The sequence below is a fragment of the Streptomyces chiangmaiensis genome (genome assembly GCF_036281785.1).
GTDB classification, from domain to species: Bacteria; Actinomycetota; Actinomycetes; order Streptomycetales; family Streptomycetaceae; genus Streptomyces; species Streptomyces chiangmaiensis.
In genome coordinates this window covers 1-1,450 of sequence record NZ_JAYWVC010000562.1, presented here as the reverse complement: position 1 = coordinate 1,450, position 1,450 = coordinate 1, and the positions used below count along the sequence as shown (strand labels likewise).

Genomic DNA, 1,450 nt, shown 5'->3' with positions numbered 1-1,450 from the left:
GATCGTCCGCGTACCTCACATATCTGAGGCGGCGGTAGCCAGGGTCCATCGGGTCGGTTGACGGGAGCGAGCGCATCTGGTGTTCCAGGCGCCGGGCCTCTGCCCGGTCCCCGCGCCGCCGTGCCCTCCTGAGGTGACTGTCTACCAGTCTGTAGGCGGGATTAGCGGTTCGGAGCGCTCCTCGCGTGTACTGCGGAATCAGTTCCCGCTCGACAAATTCGTCGAGCTTGTGCAGGTAGATGTTACTGAGGATTGGGGATACCACGCCGCCTTGCGGAACGCCACTGAGCGTGTCACGGTATTCCCAGTCTTCCAGATACCCGGCTTGCAGCATGTGACGAATAAGCCGGAGAAACCGCTGGTCATGGATTTTCTCCGCCAGTAGCCCGAGAAGGATCTCATGGTTGAAACTGCCGAAGCAGTCAGAGATGTCACCCTCGACAAACCATGCGGTTCCGGTCCAGGTGTTGTTTATCTCCCGCAGTGCGGTGTGACACCCTCGCCCTTTCCGGAAACCGTGTGAGCGCTCGGAGAACCCCGGATCGTAGTAAGCCTCTAAAAGCAGACGGACCACTTCACCCACCAGCTTGTCAGACCATGAAGGCAGTCCGAGAGGGCGGAACTTTCCATTCTTTTTCGGAATGTAGACGCGGCGGGCGGGTGAGAACCGGTACCGTTCCTGCCGCATCAGCCCAATGATCTGTTCGATCTTTTCCTCGGACATACCGTCTGCGGTTTCTTCGCTGACCCCAGGCGTCATCGCCCCCTGGTTGGAGTAGATGTTCCCGTACGCCAGCAGGTACAACTCCTTGTTAAACATCTGCCGGTAGAGCTGCGTGAGCGGCAGGGCCTTCCTGCCACGCTCGCGGAGAACGTTCAGTACCACTTCGGCTTCCTGCATTGCGCATCCCTCATGGCTCTTAACCGTTCATCGCCTGTGCCCCTTCGCCCTGTGGACCGTCATTAGCGGTCACCAGATTGGCCGGACGTTACCCCGACGACTACTGCGGGCACTCCGTCGCCATAAGACTCGCGTCTCTTAGGCGATCCCATGTTCACGACTGCTGTACGTATCGAGCACGACGTAGGCGTCCTGTTCGTCTCCTTGAATGCCCTGACAGGACATCGCTCCTGCGCCCCAGAGGATTGCAGCGGGCAAGTCGCTAACCCGCCGCAGGGGCCGGTACCGGTTTCAGGCGTCTTTCCGGTAGGTGCCATATTTCACCTTCTGGAGACTGGGATTCAGGCAATTCAGCTTTCGCCATATCGTGCGGATCTCCCGGCACGCCACCCCGTACGCCTGGGCGTGAACTGCCGGTTTCCTGGCATGCTATTTTCCCCGGTTACCCTTTCGAGACCGGGTCAGCCATCAGATCCAGAGACAACTCCTCTCGTCTCTGCCCGCTGCGCGGGCGATACACCAGCGCACCTCATGGCGCACCGACTACTA

General features: G+C 59.7%; 1 protein-coding gene. It reads right to left on the bottom strand.

The window, feature by feature from the left end:
* Positions 1 to 901: reverse transcriptase/maturase family protein (locus VXC91_RS45530; protein ID WP_329513201.1), on the bottom strand; the 901-nt coding region annotated here is incomplete at its 3' end.
* Positions 902 to 1,450 lie beyond the last annotated feature (549 nt).